At 69.5% G+C, this 15,386-nt stretch carries 5 protein-coding genes; 3 read left to right on the forward strand and 2 right to left on the reverse strand.

The window, feature by feature from the left end; translation table 11 throughout:
* Positions 1–44 precede the first annotated feature (44 nt).
* Positions 45–506: a hypothetical protein gene (locus tag ACUDTM_RS03830; protein WP_445391173.1), complete on the reverse strand. Its 462-nt coding sequence runs from the start codon at positions 504–506 to the stop codon at positions 45–47.
* Between the two features lie 103 nt (positions 507–609).
* Here ACUDTM_RS03830 and gspH point away from each other — a divergent pair, with 103 nt between their 5' ends.
* Genes gspH through ACUDTM_RS03845 form a run of 3 tightly spaced genes read left to right on the forward strand, consistent with a single transcriptional unit; the run spans position 610 to position 2,026 of the window.
* A complete protein-coding gene (gene gspH / locus ACUDTM_RS03835; RefSeq protein ID WP_111008410.1) occupies positions 610–1,056 on the forward strand; it encodes a type II secretion system minor pseudopilin GspH in 447 nt (148 codons plus the stop codon).
* Positions 1,053–1,415: a type II secretion system minor pseudopilin GspI gene (gene gspI, locus ACUDTM_RS03840; RefSeq protein WP_111008411.1), complete on the forward strand. Its 363-nt coding sequence runs from the start codon at positions 1,053–1,055 to the stop codon at positions 1,413–1,415. Before gspH ends, gspI begins: the two co-directional genes overlap by 4 nt.
* The gene (locus ACUDTM_RS03845; RefSeq protein WP_111008412.1) at positions 1,412–2,026 is read left to right on the forward strand and encodes a prepilin-type N-terminal cleavage/methylation domain-containing protein; all 615 of its coding nucleotides are present in this window, start codon (positions 1,412–1,414) and stop codon (positions 2,024–2,026) included. Before gspI ends, ACUDTM_RS03845 begins: the two co-directional genes overlap by 4 nt.
* An 838-nt stretch (positions 2,027–2,864) precedes the next feature.
* Here ACUDTM_RS03845 and ACUDTM_RS03850 read toward each other — a convergent pair.
* Positions 2,865–15,248, reverse strand: coding sequence for a filamentous haemagglutinin family protein (locus ACUDTM_RS03850; protein ID WP_445391174.1), 12,384 nt, complete (start codon positions 15,246–15,248; stop codon positions 2,865–2,867).
* Positions 15,249–15,386 lie beyond the last annotated feature (138 nt).

A 15,386-nucleotide genomic window follows, 5' to 3' on the forward strand; every position in this document is an offset into this window, starting at 1 on the left:
CCGTCGACGAGGCCAAGCTGAAGCAGCCGAGCGCAGGCTCGGCCCTACAGGGCGGCCGGCACGATGCCATCGCTCGGCACCGGTGGCAGCGTGGGCACCGCTAGGCTGCGCGGCTGCCCTGCCTGGTTCAGCTCCACCGTGTTGGCACTGATGCTGGCCAGCACCGTGCAGGGCCCCAGCCGCTGGCCCGGCGCGTAGGCCTCGGCAGGACGCCCATCCACCGAGAGCAGCGCAAGCGGTGCGTGGTCGCCGGCCATCACGCCCAGCACCACCACCTCGGTCTGCACTGCGCCGGGGGACAACAGTCGCACCAGCGGCAGGCTTGCCACCGCATCGAACATCGGCCGCACCGCCGGCTCGGTCTTCGCCTCGCTGGCCACAGCCGCCGGCGCTACCGCAGACAGAGTGACGCCCCAGTAGGCCACCACGGCCAGCAGCAACGTTGCCGCCAGCAGGGTCAGTATGCGATTGCGATCCCAGCGCCTGCCATCCATGTTCCGCACCATCGCCACGTTCGTCCCTGCCCACGCTAGCAGCTGCAGCTGACGCTTTTGTTTCATCATGCGGGCCTATGCTGGGAGGCATCGGCCAGCACAGGAGGCAACGTCGATGCAGCGCATGCCGCGTGGTTTCACCCTGCTGGAACTGATGGTGGTGCTGGTGATCATCGGTATCTGCACGGCGGGCATCGGGCTGGGCCTGGGCAGCCTGCTCGACCCGGGCCGGCAGCTGCGACAGGAGGCCGAACGGTTGGCACAGCGCCTGCAGGTGGCACGCGATGAGGCGCGCATCGATGGCCGTCCGTGGCGCTGGCAGGCCGACGCCGCCGGCTACCGCTTCAGCCGCCGCGAAGGCACCCGTTGGGTGGATGTGCAGCGCGACGACCAGCTGCGACCACAGCCATGGCAGCCGGCGGGCATCGCGGTGCAGCCGAGCACGCCGATTGAACTGAGCCCCGAATGGATTGGCGTGGCGTGGGAGGTGACGCTGTCGTTGCAGGGCCGCCAGCTGCGTCTTCGTGATGATGGCAGCGGACAGTTGCAGGTCGTGCAGTGAAGCGGAACAGGCACGGGTTCACCCTGATCGAAGTGCTGATCGCATTGGCGATCGTTTCAATCGCACTGGCGGCGGTGATGCGTTCGGTGGCGGTGGCCACCGACGATCAGTCGCGCCTGCGCGATCGTCGGCTGGCACTGATGTGCGCGCAGGACCGCTGGCAGGAGCTGCGCCTGGCCGCGCAGCCGCCCAAGGATGCACGGCAGCGCTGCGTGCAGGGGCGCAGCACGTTTCTGGTGCTGCAACATGTCGGCACGGGGAGTGACGGACAGCCGCAACTGGAACTCAGCCTGGTGGCCGAAGATGCACCGCGGCAGTCGCTGGCGCGGGTGCAGCTACCGTGGACGGCAGCGCCATGAGGCACGCCGCACGTGGCTTCACTCTGATCGAGGTGATGATCGCGATCACCATCATGGGTGTGCTGGCGCTGATCTGCTGGCGTGCGCTGGACAGCGTGGCCAGCAGCGACCAGCGCCTGCGCCGGGCCGATGCCGAAACCACAACGGCGTTGCGCATCCTGCAGCAGTTCCAGCGCGATATCGAGATGCGTGCCGACGACGCGCTGATGAATGGTGCAGTGCGTCCGGCCGATCAACCGCAGCGGCTGCTGCCTCCGTCCCTGGTAAGCGAACGGCACCCGGACGGCAGCTTTGCGCTGGAGATCACCCGCAGTGTCGGCAGTGATGGACTACGCTGGCAGCGGGTGCGCTGGTGGCGGCAGGGCACTACGCTGTGGCGGGCCAGTGGCGCGGCGACGGATCGATACCCCCTGCCCGCGCCTGAGCCGTCGAAAGCCATTGCGGTGGCCAGGGATGTGCAGCGGTTCGAGGTACGCGCCTGGCAGCCGGGCGCGGGGTGGGCGCTGTTGCCGAGCGAAGGCGTAGTGCTGCCGGCCACCGGGCTGGAACTGCGGTTGGGCCTGCGCGATGGGCGTGGGCCGTTGAGCTACCGGCGCGTGCTGGCGTTGTAGGATTCCTCCCAGGCAAAGCATCCACGCATGGCGTGGATCTACTGCCGAGCGGCTTCTACTGCCCGGCCTGCCCTGGTGGGTGCCGACCGTTGGTCGGCACTGATGCTGGCCCAACCATCCACGCATGGCGTGGATCTACTGCCGAGTGGCTTCTACTGCCCGGCCTGCTTTGGTGGGTGCCGACCGTTGGTCGGCACTGATGCTGGCCCAGCCATCCACGCATGGCGTGGATCTACTGCCGAGTGCCTTCTACTGCCCGGCCTGCTTTGGTGGGTGCCGACCTTGGTCGGCACTGATGCTGGCCCAGCCATCCACGCATGGCGTGGATCTACTGCCGAGTGGCTTCTACTGCCCGGCCTGCTTTGGTGGGTGCCGACCTTGGTCGGCACTGATGCTGGCCCAGCCATCCACGCATGGCGTGGATCTACTGCCGAGCGGCTTCTACTGCCCGGCCTGCCCTGGTGGGTGCCGACCGTTGGTCGGCACTGATGCTGGCCCAGCCATCCACGCATGGCGTGGATCTACTGCCGAGCGGCTTCTACTGCCCGGCCTGCCCTGGTGGGTGCCGACCGTTGGTCGGCACTGATGCTGGCCCAGCCATCCACGCATGGCGTGGACCTACTGCCGAGCCTGCCGCCGGGTGCTTTCCTGCGCCCGGCGGCGCCGTGTCGGTGGTCCTCACCGCCGATGGCCGCTCCCTGCCCTCCGTGCCGTCCTGGCTGGGGCCGCCACCGTTCCCTGGCGGCTGGCCCGATGCTGTCCGTTCTTCCTGGTCAGTCCCATCCACGCATGGCGTGGATCTACTGCCGGCCGCGATCGTGCCGACCAGGGCCGGCACCTAGCGGCGCTGCGTGCCGTCGTCGCGGCTGGCCTGCGGGAACTGGAATGCGCTGTCGGCGTCGTAGCCGCTGTTGGCGGTAGTGCCACGCGCCGGCGGCGCTACGCTGCTGGTGCCGCTGCCGAAGCCCAGGATCTGCACGCTGATCACCGACGGCTGGTTGCGCCGTGCGTCGTCCTGGCTCTTGCGCATCACGTCCTGTGCCGCCTGGCTGGCGCTGTTGGCTGCCGCACTGGCCGCGGCCAGCGCATTGACGTTGACCGATGCCAGCACCGGCAGGCCCTTGCTCTCGCCCTGTACCTGGATGTTGGCCGCGTTGAGCACCTGCAGCGCGGCCAGGTTGATGTTGCCGGAGACGCGGATACCGGCCTCGCCCGCATCGATGGTGCCCAGCGGTGCGATCAGGTCGACGTCGCCCGGCGGCACTTCGGCGATGGGGTTCAAGGTCGCGATGCCAGCACCGCTGGCCGGGGCCTGCGGCGACAGGATCACATTGCCCCACCCGTCATAGACGCGGCGCGGTGGCGTGTACAGCAACGTCGTGCGCGAACCACGACCAGCATTGATGTCACCCTGCTCCGACCACGCCAGGATGTCGCCGCCGAACGTGGTCATCACCCGCGACAGGCCCAGCAGCACGCTGTCCTGGCTGAACAGCCGGATATCGCCCTGCCCTTGGGTCACCAGTCCGGCACTGGCCGGGGGCACCACGCCCTGCACACCGATCACGATCTGCCCACCCGGCGCCATCAGCTCGATGTTGCCACCCGCTTCGGTGCGCACGCCGGAGCCACCGTACATCACGATATCGCCGGTACGGTCGATCGTCGCGCCGGTCGCAGCCTTGTCTGGCATCAGCGTGGCGATGGCCTCGCGCCCACGCAGGTAGGAGCCGAAGCGGGGCCCTTCTGCATCGGTATATTCCCGTCCACCTTCGCGCAGCTCGGCGTAATAGACCTGGCGCAGGAAGATGTGCTGCTGTTCCTGCGGCAGCGCATCGAAGGCAGCCAGCGCCCCGTCGCCGTCAGCAGCCACGCCGAAGCGCTGCTGCAGCCACTGCTTCAGTTCCTGGTCGTAGACCTTGACTGCCTTGCCCGGCTGCGACGCAAGCGATTGCGCGGGATCGGCAAGGTTGACGGGGTCCAGATAGCGGGCACGCAGGGCCGCGTAATCGATCTGCTGGTTGCCGGCCGTCAGCGCGATGCTGGCGCCGGGACGGGTGTCGCCCTGCACGATGCCACCGAGGCTGACGATGCTGCCCGCATCCTCCTGGCGCAGCTGGCGGCCGGCACTGATCTCGGTGTTGCCGGGGCCGGCGATGGTCGCGTTCAGATGCACGATGTCGCGGCCCGCCGCCGCCACCGTGATGTCGGTGGGCGCGGTGTTCAACGCGGTCATCGACACCCCGAGGATGTCCCGGCCTGCCCGCAGTTGCACGGCACCGGCGGCCTCGAACCAGTTCAGCTGCGTGCGCTGCCCCACGTTGGGATTCAGCGTGCGCCGGGCGCCGGTGGCCAGACCGATGATGTCGCCCTGCATCGCGTAGAAGCGGCTCGGCGCCAGGGCCGCAGACACGGTGGACAGCGGAGTATTCGGACCGAACGCAAACAGCGGAAGCGACGCGTCCGGCGATGCAATGTTGCCGTCGACCGACAGGTTGTGCCGCGAGCGGGTCACATTGCCGCCGGAATCCCCCTGCTGGGCCAGGAACGCGGGGTCGAAGGGTCCCGGCAGGCGCGCATCCGCGCCCGAGCGCGCGATCTGGGTCGCGCCACGTTGGGCGAAGATGCTGCCACCGGCCAGGACGTCCAGCCGTCCTGTTGCCGAGGGTGCCAGCAGGATCACATCCTGCGTCCCCGGCGTGGCGCTGATCCGGTCCAGCTTGATGTCGCCCTGCGCAGCAATGGCGCTGAAGCGCGAAGGATAGAGCCAGTAATTCAGCAGATCATCACTGCCACGCACAACAAGCTGGACCTGCTCGCGCCACAGATTGCTACCGGTCACGTTATCCGGCCCGGCGAGGCCTGGCGCGAGGTCACCACCGGCACTGAACAGATCCACGGCCGTGCTGGCGGTCCACAGGGAAAACCACGTGCTGCCTGCAGCGCGCGCGCCATCATCCTGCAGCACCGCGCTGTAGTTGGCCAGCGGCACCCGGCCTGCATCGGCGACCCCGCCGAGCACCACATCGCCCCGTGCCTGCAGCTGCGCGACCGCATCGCCCAGCACCAGCACCGGTCCGCCCATCGCGCGGGCGGCGTCGGGCGCAAACAGGTCTGCGGCGCGCTGCTGACGCAGCGTCGCGTAGTTTTCCAGGGTGACGCCCATTGCACCGATGCGCCCGGCATCGAGCTGCAGGCTGCCACGCAGATTGCTGAAGGTACCGTTGAGGTCGAGATTCTGTCCCGCCCTGGAGGGATTGAGGCTGGAGATCGTCGCCTGCAGATTCGGATTCAGTGCGCCACCGATGCGCAACCGCAGGTCGCCGCCACCGGTCAGGTGCAGCTGGCCATTGCTGACGCGGCCGGTCGATCCCACCGCCGCGATGATCGCGCCCGAGCGCGGTGCGCTCAGCGAGCCCAGCGCGTCGCCCATCGGATCGCGGACGCCGGCATTGCGCCCGGCCTCAAGCGTCAGGTCGCCGCCACCCAGGGTGCCGAAGCCGGTGAAGCCGACCATCCGCGGAGAGGCGCCAGCGGCAGCGGACACGTTGGTGTAGGTGCCAAAGTTCACCCACCAGCTGGTCGGCACCGGCTCCACGCCGGTGGTGCTGCCGGTTCCCTGCCGCCACAGCCAATTGCCGACCGCGGCACTGGAGTACAGCGCCCAGTCGCGCTCGCTGGTGCCCGACTCCGCGCGCGCGGTCCAGGCGTCGCCGACGATATCGCGCCCGGCTTCGACCCGCAGGTTGCCACCATGATCGGGATACCAGGCCTGGTAGCCTGCGATCGCTGCGTCATAGCTGCCCGGCACCAGGTTCGGCCCCAGCAGTGCGGTGTTCCAGGGAGCCGCTGCACGGGGCGAATTGAAGGCAGCGTCGTGGCCCCCACCCAGCGCGGTGGGAGTGCCGGCGGTGTAGACACCGAAGCCTGACTTCATCACGACGTCACCGGCAGCGAGCAGTTCCATGTCACCCTTGCCGGTGCGCAGTACGCTCCACGCCGGCGTGCCCGCGCGCTTGCCGTAGGTGGTCACTTCGGTCTGCGTGCCGCCGCCGGCGCAGTAGCTGGGCGCGGTACTGCAGAACTCGTCTTCGGTCATGCCGAACATCGCGGCGAAGTCCTTCGCAGGGGTGCCCACGTAGGACTCGTCGCCCCAGTAATCCAGCGAGCCCTGCGCGGCCACCTGGCGGGGTGCCGGGCCGCAGTAGTCGGCCGACATCGCGCAGAACTCATCTTCGGTGAAGCCGAACATGTCGGCCAGCTCCGCGATCGGACGGCCCGCGTAGGACGTGTCACCGATCCAGTCCAGCGATGCCCGCTCGGTCAACGCACGATCACCCACCCAGATGATCTCGGTCTTGACCGTGCCGATCGAGCCCTGGTGGGTATCGGCCAGCACCACGCTGCCTTCGCTGCCCCAGCGCCGGCTGCGTGGATCGGCCGCCCCGGCATCGGCACCGGCAACCGCGGTCAGGTCCCAGGAGCTGGTGCCCTCGGCCAGCATCGGCGCCAGCGCCCAGTTGCGCCCCTGGTTGCCGTTGGCATCGGCCGGCCGCAGATTCACCGGCCCGTCGCCGGGCAGCTCCACCTTGGTCAACGAGGGAATGTACGCGCCCACCTTGAGCGCGACTTCCCGTGCCAGGCGCAGCGCAACCGGCAGCACCGCGCCGGCGGGCCACTCCTGTGCCGCCACCTGTACCGCACTGCGCAGGCGGAAGCCGGCTCCCAGCCGCGCACCTGCCGCCAGCACCAGCGGCTCCTGCAGCACGGTGCCCGCCGCCAGCGTCTGCCCGGAGTCGGTGGTCACCGCCGCACCCAGTACGGTGCCCGCTGGCAGGCGCAGGGTCTGCGAGATCACCATCGGCGCGGGCAGCACGGTACCAACCGGAAGCGTTACCGATTCGACCGGCACGTCGTAGTTCAGGCGGGTGCCGGCCTGGAACTCGGTGCCGGGCTGCAGCTTCACTCCGTCCACCGGCACCACCAGGCCGCTGCCGAAGGGGGTGTGCCCGGCGCTGCCATTGCGACCCTCATACAGCTGCCAGCCCCCCTCATCCGGCGTGGACGGCGGCGATGCGAAGCCATCGTTGATGCTGCCGTAGACGTTGATGTTGCCTTCGGCCCGCAGCACCAGCGAGGCCGATTCGCCGAAGCCACGCCGCGATGGATCGGCGCGGTTGGCTTCGGGCCCGTAGCGGTAACCGGACAGATCGATGTCGCCGGCAATGGTCAGGTCGCCGTCCGGGTTGGCGTCGCTGCGCCGCGCCACCACCTGCACGCCGGGACGAAGGCGGACGTCACCCAGCGCGTGCGTGCGCTGCTGCAGGTCCGGGTTGCCCAGCGCACCATCGATCCACGCCACGCTGTGCGGATCGACCACCTGGTCCAGCCACTGCTGGGTCACCAGCTGCGCGCGGTTGCCGCGCACATCAGCGGTGCTGGCCAGGGGCGCATCGTCGTAACGGCGGACACCATTGAGCTGGATGTCAGCCGCGCCATCGATGCGCAGGCCATTGGCCGCGGCAATCGCCGCGTCGTTGCTGCCCACCCGCGGCACATCGATCTTCAGCGAGCCCCGCGCCATGCCGTCGTTCTGTCCAGGGCCGTCGCCGACGGCAACGTCGCTGCCGGCACGCAGGTCCAGGTGCGCCGCGCTGCCCAGACCCACGGCGCCTTCGGCGCTGCCCAGGGCGATCGTGGCCCGGTTCGGACTGTCGATGATCTTGCCATGGCTGTCCACGCGCAGGCCGGTACCGTGCGCGTCCAGCGTGCCATCCACCTGCAGCTGGTCGCGGGCGTACAGGCGGATGCTGCCGACCTGCTCGCCGCTGGCATCGATGCGGCCGGCCACGGTCAGGCTGCCCGCGTCGACACTGATGTCGACCCGGCGCGCCTTCACTTCGTCGCCGATCCGCAGATCGCCTTCACCAATCTGGAAGCTGCGGCCGCCGACGACACCGCCGGCGGTCAATCGCTGGTTGAGGCCGGTGAAGTCCTGCAGCTGGCGTGCCCGCAGCACAAGTTCGCCACCGTCGTAGGGCACCAGCGTGCCACCGGCATCGTAGCGGCCACTTGCGGCGCCCTGCAGATCGCCGGCCAGATCGGCTCGGCCAGCCATTGCGGTGACCGTCAGGCGCCCGGCGCGGTTGTTGCGGGCGGAAACATCGATGCGGGAGGCCGTATCGGCGCGGATGTCACCCGTGTCGGTGGACAGCACGACATCGCCGCCCCAGCTGAACTTGTCCACGTCGTACAGCGGGACCTTGCGCCCGGCCAGATCCAGCGCCGCCCGGCTACCAAGCGCGATGCCCTCACGCGCGTTCGCAGACAGCCTTCCTGACGCCAGCGCGATCGTGCTGTCCAGCGTGATCCGGTTGGCGTCGATGCTCAGCTCACTGCCCAGTGCATCGCCACCCGCCTTGCCGGTACCCCCGTGCAGGCGGAACTCGCCGCCGGAGCGCACGCGCAGCTGCGCGGCGGGATCGGCGGTCAACAGCGGTGTATCGATATCCAGGCTGCCTCCGCTGTACTGCCAGCCCTTGTCGGCCAGATAGTCGCCGCGCTGCTGGAACACGTCCAGCGTGCCCTGCGCGGAGAACGACAGCTGCTCCGAAGCCCTCAGGTTCAGCGCACTGAATCCGAGCACCTGCCGGTTCGCACGTACTTCAGAGCTGGGACGGCTGAATGGCGCCCGCCCGAGCTGCAGCTGGCGGGTGACGATGTCCAGCTGCCCGGCACCGAGCCGGTCCACCATCGGATCGGCCGGCGGCACCGACGCGTCGCTGCCCGCCGCCTGGCTCGCCGCCAATGCGCCGTCCCAGACCAGCGTGTCCACCAGGATGCGCGCGCGGTCGGTCGCCGCACCGTAGCCGCGGATGGCCTGCGCACCAAGCACAAGCGTCTGCAGGCCACTGCGGCCGGTGGCACTGTCGCGCGCGTCCAGGTCGACGCTGCCGAACACGTTGACAGACTCCCGCGCGACCAGGCTCAGCGTGTCCAGCGCCGGCGCGCCGGTGGCGTCATCGCCGCGCAGCAGTTGCTGCAGCACGGACTGGTTCATGGTCATGCCACTGGGCAGCGCCCCTGCCGCTGCGGCCTGTGCGATCGCTTCGGCACTGCCGAGGTTCAGCGCCGCCATGCTCAGGCCGAGCTGACGGGTGCCATAGCTGACCGAGTCGCGCATCTGCAGCGTGCCATCGGTCGCTACCGCGATGCTGCCATCGGAAACCAGCCGGGCGTGGCCGTCGCACGCCGCCTGGCACCCCCCGATGTCGATCGCCACCGGACCGGCCTCCACGCCCGTGGTGCCGGTGATCAGGTTCAGGCGCTGGTTGGACACCGCCAGCAGGCCGCCGGAGACCTGGTAAGGCAGCGTCGCGCTGGCACCCGCGTTGGCGGTCGCGAACGGCAGTGAATCGAGGGTCGCACCGGCCTCGACCAGTACGCCGCTGCCACCGGAGGCCGCTGCCACCAGCACTTCCGGTGCGTTCAAGGTGACGCCGGAACGGATCGCCACACTGCGCGCCTGGCCGGTCACCGCCACCTGCGAGGCCTCCTGGCTGAACTGCCCGCCGATGATCATCCGCGCCGGCAGGAAGGCATTGAGCGCGTCGTCGCTGAAGGTGGCGCCGCGATCACGCGCCTGCGATTGCGCGCTACCGTCAACGATCTCCAGTGAACCGACCGCCGGGCTCGCCAACGTGGCTGCCAGCGTGCCGCCGCGCCCCTTGTCGGTGGCGGCGCCGAACCGCGCGGTGCCGGCGAAGCGGATGGCAGGCGTGTCTGCACGACCTGCACCTTCGCCCAGCGCAAGGGTCAACCCGAGCGCATCGATGGTCTGCCAGCCACGCGACTCGCCGCGGCGGTCGGCCACCGACTGCGCGAAGCTGTTGTAGGAGGTTTCGTTGTAGCCCGAGTGCCGGCGTACCACTGCGGCGGGCGTCAGCAGGATGTCGGTGAGCAACGGCGAGAATGCCGCGCCCAGCGCCGTGCGCTGCTGCCCGGACACACGCCAGGTGCCGGTGCCGGTCGCAATCGGTTGCACGGTGCCGGAGGTGCCGGTAGCGCCCAGCTCCACCCGGAATGCACCGGGCTGCAGCGCATAGCTTGCCGGCATCAGCGTGTAGGTACCGGCCGCCAGGCCGGGCACGCCAGCCGGCACGGTGATCTGCTGGCCCACCGCCGGAGCTGAGAATCCTTCTTCGCCGCTGGGGGCGAACGCCTCGGCGCGTCCCGGTACGATCGCGTACACCGGGTTGCCCGACGCACTGAACGCGTAGCGCGGATTGGCGTCGGCCAACGCCGTGCGCAGCACGTCGACGGAGCCGCCGCGCCCGGACACGAAGGCGGCACCGGTCAACTCACCACCGCCGGACATGTCCAGCAGTGCCCCCGGCGCCACCTCGATCGCGTTGGCCTTCAGGGTCACCCCCATCGAGGAGATGCCGGCCGGCGTCAGCGAGCTCAGGCTGCGCGTGCCTACCCGCCAGTCGACACCATCGACGGTGCCACCATAGGGCAGCGACAGGCCGGCACCGCTGGTGGAGGTAACGCTGCCTGGCAGCAGTTCCACCCGGCTGCCGATGGTTCCGTTCTGGATCAGGCCGCCCAGCTGCAGCGTGCCCATCGGCGCCTGCACGTTGCCGCCCTGCTGCACCGTGGCAGCCACCAGGCGAAGCGTGCCCAGCGCCGATTCCGGCGCCGGCTGCGTGGCCGCACCTGTGCCGTGGATTCGCAGAACGGCAGCTGGATCGGCCCAGTAATCAACGGTCTGCACGGTCTGCACCGAAGCGCCGGCCACCAGCGTGCCGACCGCGCCTGCGGTGGGGTACAGGCGGGCGGCGGTCACGTCCATCGAACCGGCCGTCATCAACGCGCTGGTGTTGCCACTGCTGGCAATGCCGTTGGTCAGGCGCACGTCACTGCGGCTTTCCAGCGCCACGTGGTCGAACCCGGGCAGCCAGGTGACGTCGCGGATGTCGATCAGCGCGGCCTGCACCGCCAGCGCGTGATCGTCCGGCCCGGCCGAAGCGACCGCCACGGTACCCTGCAGGTTCTCGCCCGCCAGCTGGCCCCAGCGCGCCTGCGCCAGGCGGACGTAGGGCGCACTCAGCCGCAACGCCGACGACGGCCCGGCATCCACGGCCATGCCCAGGCTCGAAGTGCCCTGGCCATGGATGCGCAGGCTCTGGGCCAGGCGCAGGTCGACATCGCCGACGGCGCGGATGTCACCGAACACGGACAGGTTGTCGAAGCCGCCCGCCTGCAGCTGCTCGACCGACAACGCGGCGTGGCCATACTCCAGTGCGGCCGGCAGTGGCTGCACCGGTGCGCTGTGCTGGCTGAGGGTGATCGCACGTGCGCGCAGTACCTCCTCGCTGGCGCCACGTGCATGGATGCTGCCGCCGAAGGCCAGCCCAAGGGTGCCGCCGCGTGCGCCGGCCCCCCCGGCGGCCGCGTCCATCCCGCCCTCCAGATACAGCGCATTGGCCGAGCGCAGCACGATCTGCCCGCCGTCGCTGTCCACGCGTACACGGCCCTGGCCGTCGATATCCAGCTCGGCCGACGCACCCCGCGCCTGCAGGCGCGCACCGCGTTCGACCACCACGAAGGCTTCCGGTGGTCGGTTGTCGACGAATGCTGTGGTTTCCCAGTCCAGCGCCCCGCCGATCTCGATGCGTCCACCCGCGCGCACCTGCCCGCGCAGGCGGCCGCTGGGATCGGGCAGCGAGATCGCGTCTGCATCGGCATCCAGCAGCGCGCCTTCGGCGAAACGCCAGGTGCGTTCGGTGCGCTGCCCCGCGTACAGCGCATTCTGCGGACGCACATCGTCGATCACGATGCGGCCGCCCTTCGCACGCAGTGTGCCTTCAACATCGATGTTGCCTGCACCCAGCAGCGAGATCGTCTGCCCTGGATCGACCGCCACCAGTGCATCCTTGCCGACCCGCAGGTCACCGCCCACGCTGTTGCGGTCCGAACGCAGGCTGATGCTCGCACCGGCGCGCTGGCTGACGCGCCCGTTCGACGGATCGGCGCTGTACAGCGGCGCATCCCATGCCGCCAGTGCGGACGCCCGATCGGTTGCCGTCTGCGCGTCCTGGGTCATGCGCAGGCCTGGCAGGGCAGCGACCAGCCGCGCGCCGTCGGCCACCTCCACGCCTTGGTGGCCGTTGATGTCGTACTGTGCGAAGCCACTGCCGAACAGGCCGGGGTCCAGTCGCAGCGACGCGCCCGCCAGGTCCGCATCGCCCACTCGAACGTGGCCACCGGTTCCCAGCGAGAAGGCACCACTGCCCTGTCCTCGGCCACTGAACCGGCTACCCTCGCCCAGTTGCACCCGGCCACTGCCGTCGGTCGTAACCGTGCTGCTGTTGGCCTGCAGGCTGACGCTGCCCCCTTTGCCGATGCGGCCCTTGCCGCGCAGGTCCAGCGCGGCGCCGGCCTCGACGTCCACCGTTGCCTCGGCGCCCACGACCACGTCATGACTGTTGCTCAGGCTCAGGCGGCCGCCATCCGTCCAGGCACCGCTGGCGTCGAGCGGCATCGCCAGTGACGCGTTGCTCCATTCACCGGAGAGATCGATCCGCGTGCCGTCGGCAATGGCGGTGCGGGCGCGGCCATCGTGCAGCAGCGCCGTCGGCCGGCCCTGGACATCCAGCAGGTTGCCCGCCGACAGCTGGCCGCCGGCAATGCCGATGTCGCCTGCCAGTTCCACCTCGCTGCCGGTCAGGTTGAGCTGTCCGCCTGCCTGAAGCCGAAGGCTGCCATCGACGCGGATGCGATCGGCGGTCGCCAGGTCGATCCGTCCCCACTGCTGGGCACTCGCCGCTGCGATATCCAGCCACACGGTGTCACGCCGGTCCTCGCCGACCGGAGCCAGCAGCGACCACGCCGCCTTCGCCGGAGCCTTGTCATCCAGGCGCACATCCGAGCCGAACACACCGCTGCGGCCCTGGCCGTCGTAGCGCCCCAGGTACAGCTGCGCATTGCGCGCCACCGCCGTCTGCGCCTGCGCATAGCCATCCAGTGCGGCCTCCGGCCTGCGGTTCTGATGCGCGCCCTGGAAGGTGGCCGTCTCAACCTTCCCATCCAGCACCGCGGTCGGTGCGGAGACGATCAGCCGTCCTGCATCGCGGCCGACCGTGTACCCGTTGTCGACACGCTGCGCCGCGAATACGATCGGATCACGGAAGGTCTGGGTGATGCCCCAGCGTTCCTGCTTCACTTCATGGCCGCTGTACAGGCCATCGAACAGCATCTCCGCCGGCGCCTCATCAAGGCGGTAGACCTGGCCGTCGACGCCGCGCACCCAGCTCTGCCGGACCACGCCGCTCTGCACATCCAGGCTGCCGCCGGCAAGGTTGATGCGTGAGCCACCGTTCGTGATCACTTCCCTGCCGCCCAGCAGGACGGTGCCTCCTTGCGCGGCCCATTCGCCGATCGAGTGCCCCTGGTTGTCGAGGTAGCCCCCCACTTCCAGCAGGCCGCCAGCAGCGTACCAGCGCTCCCCCTCGTAGCCCCCGGTTCCGGCCGGAACGTGGACCAGCCTGCGGCGGTCGACCCAGACTTCACTGCTGGTCAGCTTGCCGCTGTCGCGGTTGTCCAGGGCGTCGCGCAGTTCGTTGCCCTGCACCTTGACCTGGACATTGTTGCTCTCCATTGACACCTGCACGCCCACTGCGCCGGACACGTCCACGCGCGCGGCGTCGTCCACGTAGCTGCGGGCCGCCGCATCGGCGATGATCTGGCCGCCCGTGGCGACCGTCAGCGAATCCCTGCTGAAATGGATGTTGCCACCCGAGACGATCTCCACCCGCGACTGGTCCCGGCGATCATTGTGCTGGGACAGATTGTCGAAGGTTGCCGAGCGCGCGCCAGCGCGGATCGCGTCCTGCTCTGCCGACTCCTTGATGAGGCTGTCGCGCTGCGTATCCAGCACCGTGGCCTTGCCATCGTCCTCGATCAGCACCGCCGTAGTGGCGCCATCGGCGAGCGTGACGCTGCTGCCGGCATCACTGGCCGAGGCCAGAAGATGCACGGTGCCGCGCTGTGCGAGCGTGGTGCTGGCCACGGCCACACCGGCCTGCTCGACGCTGCGCCCGGCCAGAGTCACATCACCCTCAAGCGCGCGCAGCAGGCCGGTGTTGCGCACGCCGCCAGCCGTGCTGCCAGCGATGAAGCGCGGCGCGATCTCATTGCCCCGGGTGGTGGAGCTGGTGTTGGTGGCCGTACCCACGCCACGCCGGATCACGAAACTGTCACCCGCAGCGAGCTGCACCTGGCCCTTGCGCGCCTCGATATGGCCAGCATTCTCCACGCTGTGCCCGGCCAGCAGTACGTAGCCACCGCCGCGCGTCGCACTGGTCGGCTCATGGGTCGCGATGCGGGCGCCCTGCTCCACCGTCACCTTGCCGAATGCATCGCTGAGCGCGCTGCTGCTGGCGTCGGGGCTGTACAGGCCATTGTCGCGGAACTGCGCATCGCTGATCCGTGCTGCAGCCGCCAGCAGATTGCGTACATTGACCTGGCTGTTGTTGCCGAACACCACGCCGTTGCGGTTGGCCACGAACACCGTGCCATTGGCCTTCAGCTGGCCCAGGATCTGGCTGGGCCGCGCCTGCGGATCGTTGACGCGGTTCAGTACTGCCCAGTCAGGGCTCTGCAGGAAGTTCAGCGTAGTGTTGCCGCCGATGTTGAAGGTCTCCCAGTTCAGGATCGCCTTGTCCGCGGTCTGCTCGACCGTGACCTGCACCCGCCCGTCGCTGCCCTGCGACTGGATCGCCTCGCGCGCATTGAGCCAGCCGCGGGTCAGCGGGTTCTGGTCGACGCTCAGGCCGTCCTTGCCGAGGCCATCGGCAACAATGAAGCCAGCCTCGCGGCGCGCCTGCCGCGCCTGTTCCTGCAGGCGCTGTTGCAGGGCGATCGCCTGCGCCGCCGTGCCAAGATTGTCGATCGACTGCTGCAGCTTCTGCCGTGCTGCATCCTGCTGCTGGGCCGGCAACTGGAACTGGATCGGCACGCCGTTGGGCATGCGGCCACTCTGTGCCGCGCTGCCCTGGGCCGCGCCCCGTTCGGCGAACCAGCCCGGACTGAACGCCTGCTGCGCCTGGCTGGCCGGGGCCACCATGCTCCCCAGTGCGACTGCGATGGCCCACGCCATCGGATGATTGCGGCGCATCGACGCGGCCGGACGAACAACGGACAGGAGCGGGTGCGACATCGGAACCTCATCAACCTGGTGGGCCGCGGCTGCGGCGACGATCGGGGAGGCACGCGCAACGCATGCCCTGCCACTGATAGACGGTTCACGTGACACGAAGCCGACAGTGAAACACTGCGGCGGCGGCACCATCACGGA

The sequence above is a fragment of the Stenotrophomonas maltophilia group sp. vghtpe118 genome (assembly GCF_052605195.1).

Excerpts from the sequence above, each read along its gene's own strand:
- ACUDTM_RS03830 (WP_445391173.1), bottom strand. The coding sequence starts at position 506 with ATGGTGCGGAACATGGATGGCAGGCGCTGGGATCGCAATCGCATACTG.
- gspH (WP_111008410.1), top strand. The coding sequence starts at position 610 with ATGCAGCGCATGCCGCGTGGTTTCACCCTGCTGGAACTGATGGTGGTG.
- ACUDTM_RS03845 (WP_111008412.1), top strand. The coding sequence starts at position 1,412 with ATGAGGCACGCCGCACGTGGCTTCACTCTGATCGAGGTGATGATCGCG.
- ACUDTM_RS03850 (WP_445391174.1), bottom strand. The coding sequence starts at position 15,248 with ATGTCGCACCCGCTCCTGTCCGTTGTTCGTCCGGCCGCGTCGATGCGC.